The sequence below is a fragment of the Gordonia sp. ABSL11-1 genome, assembly GCF_030315685.1.
GTDB lineage: Bacteria > Actinomycetota > Actinomycetes > Mycobacteriales > Mycobacteriaceae > Gordonia.
In genome coordinates this window covers 287,386-305,906 of sequence record NZ_JASXSI010000001.1, presented here as the reverse complement: position 1 = coordinate 305,906, position 18,521 = coordinate 287,386, and the positions used below count along the sequence as shown (strand labels likewise).

The following is an 18,521-nucleotide window of genomic DNA, read 5'->3' as shown; positions in this document are numbered from 1 at the left end:
TGAATCTAAAGGATCGGGTCGGGATGGGGATGGAATCGGTCAGGGGCGTCCGGCGGGTGGGTCAGGGCTTGGCACCGGCGAAGGCAGCCATCGCGGCCTGGAACTCCGCGGATTGCAGCAGCGCCGTCTGGCCCTCGAGTTCACGGTCGAGGGCGGCATCGAAGTCACCCATCGTATGAGCGTCGAGAGCCTTCTTGGTCAGACGTAGAGCGCTCGCCGATGTCGCGACCAATTTCGCGACCGTCGCGTCGACGGTCGCGTCGAGTGCCTCCCGGTCGGCGACGATCTTCGTGATCAGGCCCGCGTCGAAAGCTTCGGTGGCCGGCAGCTTCTCACCGAGCAGCGCCATCGCGTTCGCCCGCGCGCGGCCAACCGCTGCGGCCACCGACATCGAGGCGCCACCATCCGGCATGAGCCCGATGTTGATGAACGCGAGCAGGAAGTACGACCGCTCGGTCGCATAGACGAGGTCGGCCGCGAACGCCAGCGATGCGCCGATACCGACCGCCGGCCCGTCCACCACGGCGACGACGGGCACTGCGACACCCCGCACGGCACGGGCCAGGTCTGAACCACCTGAGATCACCCCGCGCGCCTGGGTCGGGTCGAGTCCACCACCGGTGTTCTCCCCTGCCGTGGCGGCGATGTCGATGACGTCGGCGCCGGTGCTGAAACTGCCACCGGCGCCGTCGATCACCACGACACGGATGTCATCTCGGGCCGACCACTCCTCGAGCGCGCCGATGATGACGCGGGACGCGGCGCCGTCCAACGCATTCATCCGATGCGGTCGGTGGATCTCGATCCGCGCCACCCCTCGGTCATCGACACTGACCCGGATCTCGTCGCCACCGGCCACGTTGTCACTCACCGCCAACTCGCCCCTCACCACTGTTCGTCCCCGACCCGCAGCAGGTCGGGCCTCGACCACACTACTACCACAGTGCGACCCAGATCACGAGAATACTCATTAACTTAGAGATACGGAAGCGGCTGTTTTCCTGCGTATTCATCCGAGGTAGGGAAAATCATCATGGTGAACTCCGACTCCGGCTACGCTCGGTGCTCATGCCTGCCCACCCGGCGACCACGCCTGCGTCCCCGGCCCGCGCGCGACGACGCCGGCCCGCCGATCGGCGCGACATCATCCTGCGCGCCGCCGCCAAGGCATTCAGCGACAACGGTTATCACGCAGTTCGCCTCGACGACATCGCCGAGGCGGCGGGGGTGTCCGCGCCGGCGCTGTACCGCCACTTCCCGAACAAGTACGCGCTGTTCGCGGAGACTGCTCGGATGCTCGCCGATGCGCTCGCCGTCGCTGTCGGTGAGGTGCCGGCCGACCCGGACCATCCCCAGCTCGAGCTGCGCGGACTGCTCTCGGCGCTCACCGGCGCGGCAATCGAGAACCGTCGTACCGGCGGGCTGTACCACTGGGAGGCCGACTATCTGCGGGGTGACGACGCGCGCCATGTGCGCGACATCGTCGTCGGTCAGCATCGGCGCATCCGCGGGGTCCTGGAGGTGGCCCGTCCGGCCCTGGATCATGACGCGGCCGACCTCATCACGGCAGCGATGACCAGCACCGTGGCGAGCCCGGCAACGCACCGCGCCACCCTCGGCGCACGACAGATCGACGACCTGATCTCGGCCGCGGCGGTATCCCTGATGGACGCCCCCGTCCCTGCCGGACACGCTCGCGTCGAGGACACGTCCTCAACCGGACTGTCCCCCACCTCCAAACGCGAGGTGCTGCTGGCCGAGTCGACGAAACTGTTCGCGGCACACGGTTTTCGCGAGGTCACGATCGACGACATCGCCCGCGCCGCCGACCTGCCCGCCTCGGGCGTTTACCGCCACTTCGAGAGCAAGTCCGCGATCCTGCTCGCCGCCTTCTGGCGGACCTCAGACCGGGTGGCGACGATGATCGCCGATGCGCTGGCGTCGTCGACCACCCCCGAGGAGGCACTGGTCGCGCTGGTCAATCGGTACGTCGACCTGTCGTGCACGAACAACGACATGCTCTCGGTCTATATGAAGGAGATCGGCAACCTCGCGCCCGCGCAGCGCACCGAACTGCGCAGCAGGCAACGCATCAACGTCGACGAATGGGCCGCATGGCTCACCCGCGCGCGCACCGATCTGACGTCCGTGCAGGCACGATTTCTCGTCCAGGCGGCGCTCAACGTCATCATCGACCTCACCCGGCCGCGGCGACGCCCCACTCCCGAGCAGATCTCGGCGCTGGCACTACGCGTCCTGCTCGGCTCCCAACACTCGTCAGACGGTGTCGAAATCGGACAGTAACCAGCGGCCATCGCGCTTCTCCAGCGTCACCTTCACTCGCGACTGATACGGAATACCGTCGGGCACCTGGGAATTCACCTCGGGCGAGGTCACTGTCTGATCGAGCGTCACCAGCACGACGGCCTTGCCGTCCGTCATCGATTGCAGACCGGCGTCTTTGGATTCAGCACGTGACGTGCCGCGCGCGTCCGCGTTGCCACGGCGCGCATCCTGCGAGGACGTGATGTAGGTCTTCGCGAAGTCCGGAGTCGAGATCTCCCGGATCCTCCGATCGAGATCGCCGTAGTCGGCGGGGTCATAGGTCGCCAGACTCGACGCATAGGTCCGCGCGAGATCCATCGCCTTCTGGCGGTCCGCACCCGACGGGCCGGACGCCTCCGCCCGCCGGTCGGCCTGGACCATCCCGTACGCGAAGTACGCGGTGGATGCCGCGAGGATCAGCACGAGCACACTCAGTCCGATGAGCGCAGTCCGCACCGTCCTGCTCGTGCTCCGAGACGAACCGGTCGCCACCTTTCCTGGCACGCGGTCATGCGCACTCCCCCTGTCCGCCTTGCGCTCTCCTTTACGGTCTGCCTTCTGCTCGGCCTCGGCGCGGAGCCGTTCACGGCTCGCCCGATTGGCGGCGAGGAATTCGTCGCCGTCGAGTGGTGACGCGTCGGCCTGCACGACTTCGGCGACATCATTCGCCTCGACCGCGGACGGTCGTTGGGACTTCGGCATGCGACCAATGTAGCGATCCGAACCTGTGGCCCAGCTCACGGTCGGTTCATATCACATATATGTGACGTGTTAGCGTGACTGGAGGTGTGGCGCGGCGAGGGCCGCCGCGACGCGCCGGACGGGAGACATCCGATGCCGAACCTCACCGAGGAACAGGCCGCCTTCGCGGCGGCGATCGCCGACTTCTGCAAGCGCGAGGCCGGAACACGAGAGCAGCGGGATGCCCTCACCGACGGTGGCGCCGAGCTGCACTCACAGATCCTGTACTCGAAGATGGCCGGACTCGGGTGGACCGGAATCCTGGTCCCCGAGGAGTACGGCGGTGCGGCCGCCGGCAACGTGGAGATGTGCATCCTACTGGAGGAGGCCATGCGCGGAATGGCGCCGATCGGTGGGATAGGACCGACGCTGATCACCGCGGCCGCGTATCAGAAATTCGCCGACGAGCAACTCAAGAAAGAGGTGCTCACGGGCGTGGCCGCGGGCGACTCCCTGTCGATCTCGATGTCGGAACCCGAGGCCGGGTCGGATGTCGCCAATCTCAGCTGCCGGGCCGAGAAGGTCGACGGCGGGTGGGTGATCAACGGCCAGAAGACCTGGTGTTCCAACGCGCACTTCGCCCGCTCCATCCTCCTGATCGCGCGGACGGAGAAGACCGGCAAGAAGCACGAGGGACTGACCCAGTTCCACATCGCCGCCGGCACACCGGGACTCGAGATCAAGGGCATCGACACCCTGGGTGGTCGTGAGGTCAACGACCTGTACTTCACCGACTGCGAGATCCCTGACTCGGCCGTTGTCGGAGAGGTCGGCAACGGCTGGGAGCAATTGATGTCCGGTCTCAACACCGAGCGCCTGATCCTCGCGGCCATGCAACTCGGCGTGGCCGAGCGTTCCTTCGCCGATACGTTGTCGTTCATCACCGAACGCAAGCAGTTCGGCCGGCCGATCGGCAGCTTCCAGGCGCTGCGGCACCGCATGGCCGACCTGGCGACCGAGATCGAATGCACCAAGCTCCTCGTGTACTCGGTGGCACAGCAGGCCGACGACGACCCGACCCGACTGTTGCCGCGCGAGGCGTCGATGGCCAAGCTCAAGGCCACCGAGACGTCGAAGCGGATGACCATCGACGCGATGCAGATGATGGGCGGTTACGGATATGCAACCGAGTTCGACGCCGAGCGTTTGATGCGTGGCGCAATCATCTCGACCGTCTACGGTGGCACAAATGAGATCCAGCGCGACATCATCGGCAAGACCTTCGGGCTCTGAGCGCACCGGGCGCTCGGCATCGGGGCAACGGCTCCGTCGCCGACCTCAGCTGTCCGAAGAGGTCGCGGCACATCTGCGTGAGCAGATCATGACCGCCGCGATCCGCCCCGGTGAATATGTGCGGATGGACGAGACGGCCGAACGTCTCGGCGTCAGCGTCACACCGGTCCGAGAGGCGTTGCTGACCCTGCGTGGTGAGGGCATGGTCAATCTCGCGCCCCATCGCGGGTACATCGTCGCCGAACTGAACCGGACCGACGTCGAGGATCTGTTCTGGCTGCAGGGCGAGATCGCGGTCAGACTCGCGCTGCGCACCGCCGCGGCGATCACCGCCGAGCAGATCGCCGAGCTCGAGTGGCACAACCAACAGCTACGCGCCGCGCTGTCCTCCGGCGACGGCCAGCAGGTGGCCACCGCGGAATTCGAGTTCCACCGGTCGCACAACCTGATCGCATCCGGCGGAAAGCTCGCCTGGTTCCTGTTGAGCGCCACGCGATACACCCCCGCGAAGCTCTACGCGACGGACCCCGAGTGGGGCGAGGTCGCCGTCGACTCGCATGCGAAGCTGATCGAGGCCTATCGCTCGGCCAATCGCGACCAGGTCGTCGAACAGACCCGCCGGCAGTTCACGGACGGTGCGACGCGATTGACCCGCCACCTCGAGACGACCGGCATCTGGGACACCTCCACCGAATCGGACGAGACCACCTGACCGAGCGCGTCGCGCACTGGTCGGCCCCGTGCGGAGAGATCTGTTCGCGTCGGGTACGCTCGAATACCACGGCGCCGCCGAGGGCGGGGCTGGTCACCCCCGACGACCAGTCCCGCCCTGGGCGGCGCTGACGTATCTGTCGGATTGCCTCCGACGGCGGGCCGCCGACGACCTCACACAGTCCCGAGATCCGATGAGATCCACTGCCCCGGAGCGAACACCACCTTGGTCTGGTCGCCGTGATCGACCGTGGCGAACTCGACGTACGCGTCGACCTTGTCAGCCGGCAGATACCGCGCGGCCATCTCGGTCAGCTGATCCCGCGTGCCGTCGGAGTAGTCGATGACGTCCCCCGACACCGCGACATAGCGGATCGACGGTTCGATGGTCTCGACCATCAGCGTGCACCGGCCGGCGGCCCGGATCAGGTCGAGTTTGCGAGATGTGGTCCCGGTGAGGAACCACGGATTGCCACCGGGCTCGTACTGATACCAGATCGGCACCACCAGTGGCGCCCTGTCGGATCCGGCCTCCACCGACAGCGCGGCGATGTGGGGCTGGGCCAGGAATGCTTCGCGTTCGTTCGTGGAAAGTGCCATACCCCACGGTAGGACCCGGCTGTGACATCCGGGGCTGACACGGTCACGACATCTCGGCGAACGACCGGCGCCGTGAAATCAGCCAAGATGGCTCCCGTGAGTGCATTCGAGATCCGCCACCTGGGGCCAGATGAGAAAGACCTGCTTGTCACCGCGACGCTGGGAAACCTCAACTGGCGGGAAGGCCGATTCAGTCGGTTCGACGTACTCGACAACCCCACCTTCGCGCACTACACCAGGCTCGTACCGGATCGCGGCGACTTCGGACTTGTCGCAGAGCGTGACTCCCGCCCGGTCGGGGTCGGGTGGGCGTTGTTCACGTCTGCTGATGAACCGGGCTACGGGTATGTGGACTCGCACACACCTGAGTTCAGCGTGTGGGTTGCCGACGATGCACGCGGCCTTGGCATCGGTCGCGCGCTGACCATTCGCGTCCTCGCCGTTGCCACCCGACGCGCGATCCCTGTCAGCCTCTCGGTGGAGGAGGGCAACACACGGGCGTCGAAACTCTACAAGAGTCTCGGCTTCACCTCGGTGCCGGGCTGCGCCGACGATGGGGTCATGATCTGGCACCCGAGGGACCACACGCGGAATAACAAGAAAGGCCCGGCATAAACCGGGCCTGACCTGCGTATTCTCTGCTCCCCCAACTGGACTCGAACCAGTAACCGTTCGATTAACAGTCGAATGCTCTGCCAATTGAGCTATGGGGGAATGCTCTCGAACCGAGTGCTGACTTTAGCGCATGGATGCACCGGAGAACAAAACGCCTGCACGGTCTGTTCTCCGGCGCCTCCGCGAACCGTGTTCCCGTTCAGTGGCCTGCGACGACGTCAGCCTCGTCGACGGTCACCGGGGTCCGCGCACCGGGTAGGAACCAGTACGCGATGCACACCACACCAAAGAACAGGTACCCCAGTGCCACCTCGGGATTGGCTGCCCACGCCACTTCCGGGGCGTGGATCAGACCGATGAACGAGAGCACCGCACCCACCCCGCATGCGATCGCCGCGTAGTGGAACTTCTTGTCCAGGATGAAGGTGACGATGGCCCCGAGGACCAGGCCGACCAGCACCGCTCCTTCTCCGAGGGTCTGCAGACCGTCGTACACGACGCCGGCGTTGCCGAGGGCGTCGTTGCCGACCTCCGCTGCGGTGGTCCCCGCGGCCGACAGCGCGTTGTCGATCATCCCGGAACCCCACTGCGCGAGGTTGGGGAGGATCGCCGCGACGACCGCGATGGCGTGCAGGCGTGGGACCGCCTGGAACGCCTGCGCCCCGATCAGCAGACCGATGTAGAGCAGGATCGGCACGATCGCGGGCACCGGCAGCAGCGCCTCCAGGACGCCGAAGAGTCCGACGAAACACAGCACACCGATCGCGATACCACTCGCGAGCGAGTAGGAGGTGCGCCCGCCCGCATCCTTCCACCCCGGGTGGCCGATGTAGACCGCCGGCGGGAACGGCGAGCCGAAGGCCGCACCGATGCACGCACCGGCGCCGTCGGCGAGCAGCACACTGCGCAGGTTGTAGTTGTCGCCCGCCGCCGCGGCGCTCTCCACATTACTCATCGCCTCGGTGAAGTTGTAGACACCGAGTGGGATCGCGGTGCCCAGCAGCGGTGCCAGATCACCCAGTCCGGAGAACAGCATGTCGAATCGTTGATCCGGGATGCCGACGGCGATGTCCGATACCGCCTGCGTCAGATCGGGTACCGACATGTAGCCGCCGATCCATCCGATTGCGGTGCCCACCAGCAGTGCGGCGAGACCCACCGGGATGTTGCCCGGCAGCCGGACGTCGGTGAAGAACCCGATCAGGATGATCGCGAGCACCGGCAGGCCGATCCAGGCGACCTCCCACATCTGTGCGGCCGGACGCATCGAGATGAAGGTGATCGAGATGCCCGCCAGCGTGCCGAGCATCGCCGCCCGTGGCGTGATCTTGCGGACGTAGGGCCCGACGAACGCACCGATCATGACGATCACGCCGATCATGAACGCCCACGCCAGGCCTGATTCCCACGCCTGCATCGCGTCGCCGGTCGCGAGGTAGACCGGCAGCATGACGACGAAGACGACGATGAACATGTGCGGGACGCTGGGACCGTAGGGAAGGGCCGTGACATCGTCGCGACCCTCACGTCTCGCGAGCCGGCGCGCCAAGAACGTGTAGTACAGGTTGCCCAGGATGAGTGCGACGCCGAGGGCGGGCAGCACGGTGCCGAGGACGTCGCCGGCGGGGATCTTGACCACGGCGATCATCAACCCGGTCAACGTGAGCACGTTGACGAGGATGTTGAAGCCCAACCCGAAGAAGGCGTTGGTGTCACCCCGGGTCCACCACGGGACCGAGGTGGGCGCCGCCGATGACGGCGGATCGGCGGGCGGAGCAGGTTCGGTGGAGGTACTCATGAGCGTCGGCTTCCTTTCGACGACAAGACTTCTCAAGCTGTCAGGAGATGGGGGCGGTCGGCGACGCTGCCGCCTGTTCGGTGAGCGCGGCGATGAGCACGTCGCTGGGAGCGGTCCACCCGAAGATGCCGCCCTGGGCGGCGATCATCTCCAGACCGGCTCGGTGGAACTCGGGGAAATACGAACCGACGCAGTCGGACACGACCACACATTCGTAGCCGCGGTCGTTGGCCTCGCGAGTGGTCGTGTGCACGCACACCTCGGTGGTGACGCCGCTGATGAGTAGCTGGGTGATCCCGTGCGCGGCGAGCACGTCACCGAGGTCGGTCGCATGGAAGGCGCCCTTGCCGGGCTTGTCGATGACCACCTCGTCGTCGGCCGGGGCGAGTTCGTCGATGATGTCGTGGCCGTACTCGCCGCGGATCAGGATGCGCCCGAAGGCACCCGGGTCCCCGATCCGCTTGGACGGTGCACCTCGGTTCAGTTTGGCCGGCGGGCAGTCCGAGAGGTCCGGCAGATGACCCTCCCTGGTGTGGACGACGAGCATGCCGGATTCGCGCGCGGCCGCCAGGAGACCCACGAGCGGTTCGACAACACGTTGCAATTGGCCGACGTCGTTGCCGAGGGTCTCGCCGAATCCACCGGGCAGCAGGAAGTCCCGTTGCATGTCGATGATGACGAGAGCCGTGTGCGCGAGGTCCAGGGCGATGGGCCCGGGTCGGGCGGGAATGGTCACGGTGCCGTCCATGTGGTGGCCCTTTCTGTGTCGGGGTTCCGCGACGGTGCGGGGGTGTTGCGCGGTTCGTCCAGCAGTGCCGCCGCGAGGTGCAGCACCGTGTCGTCGGTGAGGGCGTTGCCGAGCAGCATCGTGCTGTGCGGGCGTCCGTCGGTGGTCTCGCCCTGCGGCACGGCGACACCGAGAAGATCCAGGAGGTTGCCGAAATGTGTGTAGTGCCCGAGCATCGTGTTCGTCTCGATCGGCCGGTCGAGCACCTCCCCGACGGTGAAGGTTCGGCCGATGGTCGGCACGACGAGGACGTCGCACCCCGACCAGAGTCGTCCGACCTCCGCGCGCAACTCCTGCAACGTCTGCAGAGCGGTGAATGCGTCTACGGCGCTGTACTTCTCACCGCTGCGCAGAATGTCACGCACGACCGGATGGATGTCGTCGGCATGCTCGGACAGGAAGTCACCGAAGACGACGAGCCTCTCGGCGACCCACGGACCGGCGTAGAGAAGTTCACCGGCCGCGAGGAACGGCGCCAGCGACACCTCGGTGATGTCGACCTCCACCGGGAAGCCGTGATGTCCCAGTCGGTTCCGGAACGCGAGATGCGCGGCCCGCATCGCATCGTCGCCGAAGAACTCGAGCTCGCCGACCGGCGGAAGACCCACCCGGATCGGTCCCCCGGGGAATTCCGCCCCCACGGTCCTCGACCACGGATCGTCGTCGTCGCGACCGGCCATCACCGCCATCACGCGGTCCACGTCGTCGACGCATCCGGTCATCAGGGTGATGCAGTCGAGGGACTTGCACGCCGGGACGAGACCGACTGTGCTGATGAGTCCGCGTGACGGTTTGTAGCCGACGACGCCGTTCAGCGCCGCCGGTACCCGCCCCGAACCGGCGGTGTCGGTGGCCACCGCGAACGGCACCTGTCCGAGCGCGACGGCCAGCGCCGATCCCGAACTCGATCCGCCCGAGATCATCTCGCCGCCGTAGACGCTCCGCGGGATCGTGTACGGCGTTCGCGTGCCGTTCAGTCCGGTCGCGAACTGATCGAGGTTGGTCTTGCCGACGTAGAGGGCGCCGGCATCCAGCAGCCGCTGCACCGCGGGAGCCGTCCGTTCGGCGACATACGCATAGCCCGGGCAGGACAGGGTCGTCGGCACTCCCGCGACGTCGATGCTGTCCTTCACCCCGAAGGGCACGCCGTAGAGCGGCAGGCCACGAGCCCCCGGACGATTCTCGAGATCCGACGCCGCGGCGAGCAGTTCGTCGCGCGGCACCGTGGACAGCCACGTGCCGTCGTCCCCGCGGGCATCGATCGCATCGGCGACCATCCGCGCCGTTCGAGTCGGCGAGCCGCTACCGCTCACGTGGCTGTCGAGGATCTCGGCCACCGAGGGACCGACCGTGGGCCTTGCTGAGGCCCGGGGCGAATGATTCATACCGTCGATTGTCGACAGAAATGTGGCGCCTGCGGATCGACTGTGTGTCGGTTGTGTTAGCTACTCGGCGCCCGGCCTGCCCGCCGCCCCGTCACCGGCGACGGCAAGGTCCAGGTAATGCAGGTGTCCGTGGTCGCGGAGCGCGGCGATCGCCGCCTCGGCATCGTTGGTCTCGAGCGCGGCGAGGATCGCCAGATGCCGCTTCACCCCGTCTCCGGGGCCGTGGTGTTCGATGGTCTCCGATCGCAGATTCACCGCCATCGGCAACTGGAGTTTGAGTAGGATCGGCTCGAGCGCGATGTCGAGCTGGCGATTTCCCGCCAAGCCCACCACGGCCGCATGGAAACGCCGATGGGCGTCGTCCTTGGACAGGTCGTCGTTCGCCCGCCTCATCTCGTCGACCGCCGCTCGCACCGGCGCCAGTTGGCTCTCGGGATCCGCCAACGGCAACGCCGACTCCACCGCGAATCTCTCCAGGACCTGACGCAGACCGAAGAGCTGGACGATGTCCTCCGGCGACCACTCCGACACCCGGGTGCCGCGCCGCGGCTGATGCTCGACGAGCCCCTGCTGGGCGAGCAGCCGGAGAGCCTCACGCAAGGGCGCCCGGCTAATGCCGAGGTCGGCGCACAGCGTCTCCTCGACGATCTTCTGTCCGGGCCGGAGAGCGCCGGAGAGGATCGCGTCCCGAACTCGACGACCGGCTACATCAACCAGACTCTCGGGAAGTTCGCTGTCCACCTTCGCCCCCTCGGCGGCCATGAGCTCCTCATCCTGTCGTCGGTGTGATGCCTGCAGTCTAGTGTGACGGCGGAGCACGCTGCCCCGACGGACGCGGCCCGCGCCCGGAGTACGACCTCGTCGCGGCACCCCTCCGGCGACTTGCCATAATATCCACCGGCGGGCGCGCCGCTCGGCGGCGCCCACCGGGGGCGGTAGCTCAGTCGGTTAGAGCCGCGGACTCATAATCCGCTGGTCGTGGGTTCGAGCCCCACCCGCCCCACCTCTGAACAGCCAATACCCTACCCATTCGACGTTGCCAGCAACCCCAATCCGTCGAATATCCATCGCTTAAACACAAACGCCGTTCATCTGCGCTGATCACGTGCAAAGATCGGCGCTATGACGCGCATCCTCCTCGCACTCGGCGTGGTACTGCTCATCGCCACAGGTGTCGCCGGATTCAAACCCATCACCGTCGACAGCGGCAGAACCTACGACTCCGACACCGTCAGCTGCGGCAGCTGGTTCTCCCGTGACGACACCGAGGCGAAGAAGTCCGACATATGGGGCACCACCACGGGCAATGAGACCAGTGTCGACCAATGCGAGGATGCGATCTCGGATCGGACCCCCATCGTCGCCGTACTCGGAATCGCTGCTATCGCCGCACTCCTCGGAGCGGCCATCACCAACAACGGCAGACGGTAGCTCTTCGCTTCGTCCAATGTGATCTCGCCAACCGTGGTCAAGTTGACCACGGTTGCCTCTATGCGCCTGACTTCCGGAACCTCGTGGCGTCGAACGCCACCACCGTGCTGTCGTCCTTCCCCGCCGGCTTCGACGCCTCCGCCAACGCCCGCAGCCGAATGATCTCCGCCTTCGCCCGCTCCAACTGCGCATTGATATTCGCCCGGAGTTGCGGCATCTCCTCAAACGTCTCCGCCAACAGCTTGTACCGCATCTCCGCCTCAGCAAGCACATCACCAGCAGCCATCGCCGCCGCCAACGTCTCATGTCGAGCCATGGTTTCTCTCCCTAGGTGAATCGAGGGTTGATGTACGTCGGACGCACGGCCGCCACCGGGCGGTTGCCGGACGACTTCGCACGATTGCACTGCCGGCACACACCCTGCGTGTTCTCGAGCGCGTCGGCTTCCGCTTCTGTCCAGCCAGCGCGCATCGCCTCATCCGAGGAAACGATGTGATCTACCTCGAACGACCGCGGATCAGGGGGGCGCGCGTTGTACTCGATCTGCCCGTTGACCGCCTGACAATCCGCCGTGATCTGCAGGGCACACGGCGCATCCCCATCACGACGACGAACCTCAGCACGACGACGAGTCCGAATCGTGGTCGAAGCGAACGGCATCAGTCACACCTCTTTCAGGGGGGAGGGGTAGGGGGTCCCACACACACAGCTGTCTATGCCTACAGAGGCCGGTTTGTGGGGTCCGTGGGGTCCTGCCCCTGGGGTTAGAAGTAGCGGCGTGTTCCGTCGGCGGTGACTCGCTCTGCCATGACGTCGCCGAGGTCTCGGGGCCGTTTGGGTGTGCTGGCCGCGGTGAGGTCGCCGAGTTGGGGGAAGCCGGCGGATGGGCGTGGCAGGTCTGCCGATGGTGGCATGTATTGGGCGGTGTTGGCGAGGCGGTTGTCGGTGAACTTGGCGAGGGCGCCGAGGTCGTCGAGTGCGTTGCGAGTGTCGGGGTGGCGTTCGATGTAATCGTTCTTGATGTTGGTCCAGCCTCGGACGAGTGCCTTCTCGAGGACTGCGGCGGCGAGGATGGTGTCGCCGGAGCGTTTGGCGGATTCGTAGACGACGGCGGCGTCCTCGCTGTCGGCGAGATCGCGGGTGAGGGTTTGTGCTTCGCGGTATAGGCGGAGTTGGTCGGGGTTGGTGCTGGCTGAGGGTGAGAGGCCGTAGAGGTTGCGTTCGAGCTTCTCCTTGTAGGTTTTGACCGCGGTCTTCTCACGCTGGTGCAGCTCGTGCATCTTGTCGGCGGTCTCTTGGTGGAGTGGTTCGAGTTGTTCGCGCTTGCCGTCGTTGGTGAGTGCGGGGTTGCTGCTGATCTCGGCGTGGGCGCGGGTGTAGTCGTCGGCGAGTTGTCCGGCTGTGTCGCGGTATCCCTGGACTTCGGCGTGGAGGTCGACGAGGTTCATGATGTTCTCTCTTTAGGTGGTGGTTGGGTTGTTGTGTGGCGCTGGTCGTTAGGCGTCGGTGACTGTGCCGGTGTCGGAGTCGCGGTACCTGACGGGGATGGCGCTCTTTGGATGCTTGCGCCCAGGTGGTGTGGATGTGGGTGAGTTCGCCGTTGGTCAGGGTCTCGAGGCTGCGCATGGTGGTGGCGGGCACGGCGGCGAGGCGGAGGTGGGCGAGGATGGCTTCGCGGTCGGAGATGTCGTCGGGGGTTTCGGTGATGGGGTTGCCGTCGTCGTCGAGTGCGGGGTCTCCGTTGTCGTCGAGGACGGGGGTGGGTTTCATCCGTTCGGTGGACCAGTCGACGAGGTCGCGTTCGAGGTGGTCGATGTAGTCCATGCGGCGGACGGTGAACTCGATGTCTTTCGTCTTGCCTTTGCGGGGGATGGTGAAGTGGCACTGCACTTCTTCGCCGTGGGAGGGGACGATGATGTACTTGGTCATGGTGTCCTCTGTCGTGTGGGTTTAGAGTCCGGCCAACGCTGCGCGTCGGTCTCGTTCTTGCTGCTTCTGAATGCGGGTGCGTTCCCGTGAGTCGGTGCCGTGGAAGTGGTTGGGTGCTGCGCCGCCCTTGAGGAGGATGGCGAGCATCCGGTTGTTGCTGTCGACGAGGTCGCGGAGCAGCCCGATCATCTCGGGATTGTTGGCGCCGAACCCGTTGCGCATGCCGACGTCGAACGACTTGGTTTGTTCGGGTGAGAGCATCCGTTCGGGTTTGATCGTGTTCTTGAGCATGTGGCCGATACCGTTGGCTTCGCCGCCGCGGTCGTACCAGTGGTTGGCATCCCAGAACGCGCGGGCCGCAGTGGGGTCGCCGTAGCGGTCGCCGATGTAGCGTTTGCCCGCCTGGCCCTGCACACCAGGATCGGGGTTCTTGTCGGGCAGGTATTGCTGCTGGGTGGACCCGAGGAACTGGAACAGCCCGAACGCACCCGACGACGGGTTCACTGCGGTCGGGTTCCACCCCGATTCTCTGTTCACGATGTAGTCGGTGGCGTCCCATTGGGTTCCGGTGTTCCACCTGCGGTCGGCGAATGCACTCCTGACGGCGTCTTTCACGCTGTTGCCGGTGGTGAGGTTCGGGCCGTTGGATGCCCCGACGTTGAGGTCCTCGTTGCGGGCCGGTTTGATCGTGCCCGGATCGGTCGGGTGGAACGTCGACGGTTTCGAACTGTTCGGCAGGTAGCGGTTGGACGGCGCGTACATCGACTGCGACCGGTCAAACGTGCTCTTGAGGGTGGCCTGGTCGCTGCTGTAGCGGTCCTTCAGTCCGCGAATGTCGCTGTCGTACTTGGCTTTGGTGTCGCGCAACCGGCGGTCGTACACGTCGTCGCTGATGGCGTGCGACGCTTTCAGGTTGTCCAACGCGAGTTTGTCGCGGTTGTACTGGGCTTCGCGGTCGAACTCGGCGGACTGCAACTGCTGCGACCCGCGCAGCTGGTCGTTCTCGTACTTCTGCTTGAGCGACAGGCTACTCACCGAGTCCTGGTTGACCAGCCCGTACTGCTTGCCCTTACCGATGACGGCGTTCTCGTAGTCGTGGCGGTTGGCGATCTCGTCGCTCTCATACTGGTTGCGCAACGCCAACATCCGCCGGTCACGTTCGGCCGCGGAAATGATCTGCGACTGGTAGTCGCCGTCGATGGCCTCTTTCGCATCGTCGTAGTCAGACTTGCGTTGGTCCTCAGCGTCTTTGTAGTCGGCGTCGAGTTTCTTCTTCTCCGACTCATAATTCTGGCGGGCGTCAGCGCGTTTGCCCTTGTCGTACTCGGCGAGGGCCGCCAACCAGCCGGGACTGTCACTGAGCTTGATCAGGTCCATGAACGAGGCTGCCTGCCCGGACACGAATGCGTTCGCGACGGCACCGAGGCGCCCGGAGATGCTGGTGTCTCCTTCGCCGCTGGTGGTGTCGGAGGTGATGGGGTCGAAGGCGTAGCCACTGGCCAACCCGGAGTCGGACATGCTGCTGCCGGTGGCCACCGAATCGGAGTCAGCATCAGCGCTGCTGCTGCCGGCGTACTGGTTGGCGTTCTTCACTGCCATCCACGCGTGATCGGTGAATTGGGGATCGTCGGCGCCGACGGAGCCGCCGACCATGCCGCCACCGTTCTGGCCGCCCATCTCGATGTTCGTACCGTCGGGCAAGGTTCCCGCCGTGTGCCCCCCGCCGGGACCGCCGTTATACCAACCGAACCGCAAGGTTCCCGCAGCGCCGCGGCCCAGGGTCGCGCCGAGCTTCGTCAGATAGTCGCCTTCGTTGGCGGTGGCGAACCGTCCGCCGAACGGGTCGAGACCGGCGGCGAGGCGGGCGAATGGTGACATGGCGCCGGAGCAGTCGCCCCAGTTGATGCCGCCGGACACGTACGGTGCGCCGCGGAGTGGGCGGGATGCGCCCTTGCCTTCGGCGAGTGCGCGTAGTTGGTCGCCGGTGACGATGCCGCCGTCAGCGAAGCGACTACCGGGCAGGGCCAGCAGTCTCGAGACGGCCGACCCGGACACGGCGCCGAGGAGATCGCTGATGTTGGTGGGCAGTGCGCCGTCCGGCAGCAGGGTATAGCCGAACATCTTCGCGACGGTGGCGAGGATGTCGGTCGAACGGCGGCGTTTACCGGGGGCCAGCGGCAGATACGCTTCGCCGCCGGTTTCCTCTTCGGCGAAGATGGTGCCGGCGCCGCGGCCGGCGAAGATGTCGGCGGCAGTGGGTTTGCGGATCTCGCGGAGACCGCCGTTGGCGTAGGCTTCGGCCGCGGTGATGCCGCCGTTGAGGTAGGCGGCTATCCCACCGTTGGCGTGCTGTCGTAGCGGTGAATCCGGTTTGAGGACACCGAGTCCGGCGCCGTAGGTGCCGTCAGCGACGCGCACCTCGATCCACTTGGTTTCCGACTGCGACCACACCGACTTCTTGCGCTGATAGTCGGAGTCGTCGGCGGTGACAACGATCTGCTTGCCGTTGCGGGTGACGACCTCGCCGCCAATCTGCTGTAACAGGGCCAGTTGGGCCGGGGCGAGCGGAGCGGTGACCTCGATTTCTTTCGTGTTGTCCTGGTTGACCTTTGCGCCGACCGAGGTCAGTAGGTCTCGCACAGCGATACCGCCGGGTGAGGTGACCGCGATGGCTTTGCCTGGCGGCAGTTCACGCACCGTGTTGGCCAGCAGGTTCAATCGTGCGGCGGCCTCATCGGTCTCGGCGGTGATTCGGACCCGACCATCCTTGAGCGGCTCCAACGCGTAGCCCGCGGCCTTGAGTACCTGCTCGGCGCCGGCGACCTGGGTGGTGTCGACGGTGACCGAGAAGCCCTTCCCCTGGCCCTTGAACTGGTCGGCCAGCGACGTCAGATTCTTCTGGACAGTGCCCATCGCCTCCGACTCTTGGCGGGCGGAATCGCGCGACTCTTTCAGGCTCTTGTTCGAGTCGCCGAGGGCATACCCGAGCTTGATAGCGGCCTGCGTCGTCTCGCCGAGATCCTTCGCCGCGGCACCCCAGTCGCGTCCCTGGCCGGCGTCGGCGAACTTCTTCTGAGCATCAGCGTTCCCGCGTAGTGCTGCCGTGTAGTCGTCGATGCTGAGGCCGGCTTCGCGCAGCTTCTCCTGCTGACGGTCGGAGATGACATCAGATACGCGATTACGGACAACGGAATCGATCTCGGCGTTGACCGCTTCCAACGCCCCTTGATTGCCCTCACCGGCGGATTGGATCTGCGCTCGACTGACGGCCACGCCGCCCTTGCGGGCGTTGGCGAACGCGTCGGCGTCGTTCAACGACTTGTACACCTGGGCTTGCCCGTTGGCGGTCAACTGGCCGGTGTTGTAGTTCACCGAGTCCGACAGCGCATCGATCATCTGTTTATGGTCGGCAGCCTTCTGCGCGGCGTCGGCCTGATGTTTCGAGTACTCGCCCAGAGCGATACCGCCGACAGCGAGCGCGATCCCCAGCGGACCGCCGAGGGCACCGGCCGCCAACCCGGCACCACCCTTCAACGCGTTCATCGCGCCGGAGGCGTTCATACCGTTCTGCCGCAACACCTGCAGATGCGCGCCCGCGGTAGAGATCGACGGATTGGCTTGGCGCACGTACTGCATCGACGTTGAGTACGCCGCCCCGAAGTCCCGCATCGTCGTGCCGGCAGTACGCAGTCGGCTGGTGACCGTACCGAGGGGTCCGTTCACCGCGCCGACAATGTTGGGGACGGTCTTGAACGCCAACCACCCGGCCACAAAGGCGGTGACCAAGCCTTGGTTGTTCTGCATCAGGCTGGCGGTGGTCTGCAACAAAGGATTGAGCACGTTCAGGGTGGTCGTGCCGACCTGCAGGGCGGTGAGGAACAGTTGCCACCCGGACACACCCAGCGTCGCCGATGCCTGCGCGAGGGAGCGGGCGATCTGGCCGATACTCGGTGCGGCGGCACCAGCGGCCGTCATCATCGACGTGAAGACTGTGCGGGCCTGCTCGATGTTTCCGGTCGCTCGGAAGTCCTCGAACGCCTTGTGCAGCTTCGGTCCCCACTCGTCGAACACCTTGGCGTCGAGGGCCTGGGCGAAACGCTCGGCAGACGGGGTGGCGGCATCGATCCGGCTGGTGATGTCACCGAAGAAACCCGGCAGTCGCTTGAACGTCGGCCCCTCGACCGCGGCACCGAGACGGCCCATCGCGGCCAGCACATTGTCGAACGAACCACTGACGGTCTTACCGGATTCCCTCGCCGCGCCACCAATATTCTGCTGAATCGCCCGGAACAACATCTCCGAGGAGATCTTGCCCTCGGACGCCAGACCCTTGACCTCGCCGGCCGCGACTCCAGCCTCTTTGCCCAACCACGTGTAGATCGGAATGCCTCTGTCGGCAAGCTGATTCAAGTCGTCGGTCATCGCCACACCAGATGTGGCCGTCTGATTGAGCACCTGCCCCATCTCGCTCAACCCGACACCCGCGATGGATGCGGCATCGGCGGTCATCGACAGGTACTTGGTGAGTTGCTGGCCGGGTTTGATCCCTGCTGCGACAGCGGACGCTGCGATGGTGGCGGCGTCGCCGAGGCCGTAGGAGGTGCCCTTGACCGACGACAACGCGCTGTCCATGATGGTCGAGGTCGACTGAGCAGTATGGCCAAGACCGGCGAGCTTGCCTTTGGCATCGTCGATCGCCGTAAGGCGTTGGAAGCCTTTGACCATGGTGGCGCCGATGGCTGCGGTGCCTGCAGCGGCGGCCGTCGCGGCGCCCCCCTTGAGAGCGGTGCCGAGCGCGCCGGACAGTTTCGCGCCCATCGACTTGCCGGCCTTGGCGGCGTCACCGTCAGCTTTGCCGAGCGCCTTCCGTATGGCGGGCGGCACCGATGAGGTCTCCGCAATGATTGAAATGTAAGCACTGGCCAACTCGGTCATCGGGCACCCCCCGTCGTGGTGCCCGATGACC

Annotated in this window: 17 protein-coding genes and 2 tRNA genes; 7 read left to right on the top strand and 12 right to left on the bottom strand. The window is 65.8% G+C overall.

The annotated features are described in order from the left end of the window. Positions 1–61: 61 nt before the first annotated feature. Positions 62–871: an enoyl-CoA hydratase-related protein gene (locus QSJ19_RS01605; RefSeq protein ID WP_286317949.1), complete on the bottom strand. Its 810-nt coding sequence runs from the start codon at positions 869–871 to the stop codon at positions 62–64. A gap of 197 nt (positions 872–1,068) precedes the next feature. Here QSJ19_RS01605 and QSJ19_RS01600 point away from each other — a divergent pair, with 197 nt between their 5' ends. Then, complete coding sequence (locus QSJ19_RS01600; RefSeq protein ID WP_286317948.1) at positions 1,069–2,304, top strand: TetR/AcrR family transcriptional regulator; 1,236 nt, start codon at positions 1,069–1,071, stop codon at positions 2,302–2,304. Here the strand turns inward: QSJ19_RS01600 and QSJ19_RS01595 are convergent. Further along, positions 2,278–3,027: a hypothetical protein gene (locus tag QSJ19_RS01595; protein ID WP_286317947.1), complete on the bottom strand. Its 750-nt coding sequence runs from the start codon at positions 3,025–3,027 to the stop codon at positions 2,278–2,280. The two genes, QSJ19_RS01600 and QSJ19_RS01595, sit on opposite strands and share 27 nt — an antisense overlap. 132 nt (positions 3,028–3,159) lie before the next feature. Here QSJ19_RS01595 and QSJ19_RS01590 point away from each other — a divergent pair, with 132 nt between their 5' ends. Both QSJ19_RS01590 and QSJ19_RS01585 read left to right on the top strand, forming a co-directional pair. Beyond that, on the top strand, positions 3,160–4,299 hold the full coding sequence (locus QSJ19_RS01590; RefSeq protein ID WP_286317946.1) for an acyl-CoA dehydrogenase family protein: 1,140 nt from the start codon (positions 3,160–3,162) through the stop codon (positions 4,297–4,299). Continuing rightward, the gene (locus QSJ19_RS01585) at positions 4,256–5,011 is read left to right on the top strand and encodes a GntR family transcriptional regulator (RefSeq protein ID WP_286317945.1); all 756 of its coding nucleotides are present in this window, start codon (positions 4,256–4,258) and stop codon (positions 5,009–5,011) included. The genes QSJ19_RS01590 and QSJ19_RS01585 overlap by 44 nt, the downstream gene beginning before the upstream one ends. 173 nt (positions 5,012–5,184) lie before the next feature. Here QSJ19_RS01585 and QSJ19_RS01580 read toward each other — a convergent pair whose 3' ends face one another. After that, positions 5,185–5,610, bottom strand: a complete 426-nt coding sequence (locus tag QSJ19_RS01580; protein WP_286317944.1) for a pyridoxamine 5'-phosphate oxidase family protein — start codon at positions 5,608–5,610, stop codon at positions 5,185–5,187. Positions 5,611–5,706: 96 nt separating this feature from the next. Here QSJ19_RS01580 and QSJ19_RS01575 point away from each other — a divergent pair, with 96 nt between their 5' ends. After that, complete coding sequence (locus QSJ19_RS01575) at positions 5,707–6,225, top strand: GNAT family N-acetyltransferase (RefSeq protein WP_286317943.1); 519 nt, start codon at positions 5,707–5,709, stop codon at positions 6,223–6,225. 26 nt (positions 6,226–6,251) lie between these two features. Here QSJ19_RS01575 and QSJ19_RS01570 read toward each other — a convergent pair. The 5 genes from QSJ19_RS01570 to QSJ19_RS01550 all read right to left on the bottom strand — a co-directional run bounded on the left by QSJ19_RS01570 (position 6,252) and on the right by QSJ19_RS01550 (position 10,957). Continuing rightward, positions 6,252–6,324 (bottom strand) — tRNA-Asn (locus QSJ19_RS01570). A 100-nt stretch (positions 6,325–6,424) separates the two neighbouring features. After that, complete coding sequence (locus QSJ19_RS01565) at positions 6,425–8,023, bottom strand: SulP family inorganic anion transporter (protein ID WP_286317942.1); 1,599 nt, start codon at positions 8,021–8,023, stop codon at positions 6,425–6,427. 40 nt (positions 8,024–8,063) lie between these two features. After that, the gene (locus tag QSJ19_RS01560; protein WP_286317941.1) at positions 8,064–8,771 is read right to left on the bottom strand and encodes a cysteine hydrolase family protein; all 708 of its coding nucleotides are present in this window, start codon (positions 8,769–8,771) and stop codon (positions 8,064–8,066) included. Next, entirely contained in the window at positions 8,756–10,195 is a 1,440-nt protein-coding gene (locus QSJ19_RS01555; RefSeq protein WP_286317940.1) for an allophanate hydrolase, read from the bottom strand. Before QSJ19_RS01555 ends, QSJ19_RS01560 begins: the two co-directional genes overlap by 16 nt. 60 nt (positions 10,196–10,255) lie before the next feature. Further along, positions 10,256–10,957 carry a GntR family transcriptional regulator gene (locus QSJ19_RS01550; protein WP_286317939.1) on the bottom strand — a complete coding sequence of 234 codons (702 nt, stop codon included), beginning with the start codon at positions 10,955–10,957 and terminating at the stop codon, positions 10,256–10,258. Positions 10,958–11,124: 167 nt separating this feature from the next. On the opposite strand from QSJ19_RS01550, the gene QSJ19_RS01545 reads away from it, so the two are divergent. Both QSJ19_RS01545 and QSJ19_RS01540 read left to right on the top strand, forming a co-directional pair. Next, positions 11,125–11,198 (top strand) — tRNA-Ile (locus tag QSJ19_RS01545). A gap of 119 nt (positions 11,199–11,317) precedes the next feature. Further along, positions 11,318–11,626: a hypothetical protein gene (locus QSJ19_RS01540; protein WP_286317938.1), complete on the top strand. Its 309-nt coding sequence runs from the start codon at positions 11,318–11,320 to the stop codon at positions 11,624–11,626. Between the two features lie 58 nt (positions 11,627–11,684). Here QSJ19_RS01540 and QSJ19_RS01535 read toward each other — a convergent pair whose 3' ends face one another. The 3 genes from QSJ19_RS01535 to QSJ19_RS01530 form a co-directional block, all read right to left on the bottom strand. Then, on the bottom strand, positions 11,685–11,942 hold the full coding sequence (locus QSJ19_RS01535; RefSeq protein ID WP_286317937.1) for a hypothetical protein: 258 nt from the start codon (positions 11,940–11,942) through the stop codon (positions 11,685–11,687). Positions 11,943–11,953: 11 nt separating this feature from the next. After that, a complete protein-coding gene (locus QSJ19_RS26725) occupies positions 11,954–12,286 on the bottom strand; it encodes an HNH endonuclease signature motif containing protein (RefSeq protein ID WP_353507110.1) in 333 nt (110 codons plus the stop codon). 104 nt (positions 12,287–12,390) lie between these two features. Continuing rightward, the gene (locus tag QSJ19_RS01530) at positions 12,391–13,074 is read right to left on the bottom strand and encodes a hypothetical protein (protein ID WP_286317936.1); all 684 of its coding nucleotides are present in this window, start codon (positions 13,072–13,074) and stop codon (positions 12,391–12,393) included. Positions 13,075–13,210: 136 nt separating this feature from the next. On the opposite strand from QSJ19_RS01530, the gene QSJ19_RS01525 reads away from it, so the two are divergent. Continuing rightward, positions 13,211–13,645: a hypothetical protein gene (locus tag QSJ19_RS01525; protein ID WP_286317935.1), complete on the top strand. Its 435-nt coding sequence runs from the start codon at positions 13,211–13,213 to the stop codon at positions 13,643–13,645. Here QSJ19_RS01525 and QSJ19_RS01520 read toward each other — a convergent pair. After that, the gene (locus tag QSJ19_RS01520) at positions 13,577–18,490 is read right to left on the bottom strand and encodes an aggregation-promoting factor C-terminal-like domain-containing protein (RefSeq protein ID WP_286317934.1); all 4,914 of its coding nucleotides are present in this window, start codon (positions 18,488–18,490) and stop codon (positions 13,577–13,579) included. The genes QSJ19_RS01525 and QSJ19_RS01520 overlap by 69 nt on opposite strands. Positions 18,491–18,521 lie beyond the last annotated feature (31 nt).

Coding starts and splice junctions, on each gene's coding strand:
- QSJ19_RS01565 (WP_286317942.1), bottom strand. CDS start 8,023: ATGAGTACCTCCACCGAACCTGCTCCGCCCGCCGATCCGCCGTCATCG.
- QSJ19_RS01520 (WP_286317934.1), bottom strand. CDS start 18,490: ATGACCGAGTTGGCCAGTGCTTACATTTCAATCATTGCGGAGACCTCA.
- QSJ19_RS01580 (WP_286317944.1), bottom strand. CDS start 5,610: ATGGCACTTTCCACGAACGAACGCGAAGCATTCCTGGCCCAGCCCCAC.
- QSJ19_RS01555 (WP_286317940.1), bottom strand. CDS start 10,195: ATGAATCATTCGCCCCGGGCCTCAGCAAGGCCCACGGTCGGTCCCTCG.
- QSJ19_RS01590 (WP_286317946.1), top strand. CDS start 3,160: ATGCCGAACCTCACCGAGGAACAGGCCGCCTTCGCGGCGGCGATCGCC.
- QSJ19_RS01585 (WP_286317945.1), top strand. CDS start 4,256: ATGAGATCCAGCGCGACATCATCGGCAAGACCTTCGGGCTCTGAGCGC.
- QSJ19_RS01550 (WP_286317939.1), bottom strand. CDS start 10,957: ATGGCCGCCGAGGGGGCGAAGGTGGACAGCGAACTTCCCGAGAGTCTG.
- QSJ19_RS01595 (WP_286317947.1), bottom strand. CDS start 3,027: ATGCCGAAGTCCCAACGACCGTCCGCGGTCGAGGCGAATGATGTCGCC.
- QSJ19_RS01535 (WP_286317937.1), bottom strand. CDS start 11,942: ATGGCTCGACATGAGACGTTGGCGGCGGCGATGGCTGCTGGTGATGTG.
- QSJ19_RS01600 (WP_286317948.1), top strand. CDS start 1,069: ATGCCTGCCCACCCGGCGACCACGCCTGCGTCCCCGGCCCGCGCGCGA.
- QSJ19_RS01560 (WP_286317941.1), bottom strand. CDS start 8,771: ATGGACGGCACCGTGACCATTCCCGCCCGACCCGGGCCCATCGCCCTG.
- QSJ19_RS01540 (WP_286317938.1), top strand. CDS start 11,318: ATGACGCGCATCCTCCTCGCACTCGGCGTGGTACTGCTCATCGCCACA.
- QSJ19_RS01530 (WP_286317936.1), bottom strand. CDS start 13,074: ATGAACCTCGTCGACCTCCACGCCGAAGTCCAGGGATACCGCGACACA.
- QSJ19_RS26725 (WP_353507110.1), bottom strand. CDS start 12,286: ATGCCGTTCGCTTCGACCACGATTCGGACTCGTCGTCGTGCTGAGGTT.